General features: G+C 65.7%; 2 protein-coding genes. Both read left to right on the plus strand.

What is annotated here, in order from left to right:
• The first annotated feature begins 110 nt into the window (after positions 1 to 110).
• Positions 111 to 383: an acyl-CoA carboxylase epsilon subunit gene (locus R4P95_RS33455; RefSeq protein ID WP_249354164.1), complete on the plus strand. Its 273-nt coding sequence runs from the start codon at positions 111 to 113 to the stop codon at positions 381 to 383.
• 27 nt (positions 384 to 410) lie between these two features.
• Positions 411 to 508 (plus strand): biotin carboxylase N-terminal domain-containing protein (locus R4P95_RS33460; RefSeq protein ID WP_317747845.1); only part of this gene is annotated, 98 nt, incomplete at its 3' end.

The following is a 508-nucleotide window of genomic DNA, read 5'->3' on the forward strand; positions in this document are numbered from 1 at the left end:
CGCGGACAGATCGTGGCCGCCCTGCGCCTCCTCGAACGCAAAATGGTCACCCTCCCGCCCAAGAAGCATGGGAACATTCCGCTATGAGCGGCGGCGAATCATCCGGCACGATGACCGCCGAACTTGTGGTCGACGAGGTGTTCGACGAGATCGCGTCGGGGGTCGCGCTGACCGAACAGGCACCGGCGGCGCCGGTCGTCACGTTTCGGGGGAACCCGAGCGATACGGACATCGCCGCGGTGCTGGCGGTCTTCGCGGCACTCGCCTCGGCGGGCTCCACGGCGGACGCTCCCGTTTCCGACGAAGACCCGTGGGGCACACCAGCTCTCATCCTGCGCCGACAGGTGGCCGCCGCCGCGGTACTGGTCAACGCAGGCTACTGACACTTGCAGAAAAGGGAAGACATTTCGATGAGTAGTGCACGTATTTCCAAGGTGCTCGTCGCGAACCGCGGTGAGATTGCAGTGCGGGTGATCCGGGCCGCCGCCGATGCCGGGTACACCAGTGT

Source organism: Rhodococcus sp. IEGM 27, from assembly GCF_033142305.1.
GTDB lineage: Bacteria > Actinomycetota > Actinomycetes > Mycobacteriales > Mycobacteriaceae > Rhodococcus_F > Rhodococcus_F oxybenzonivorans.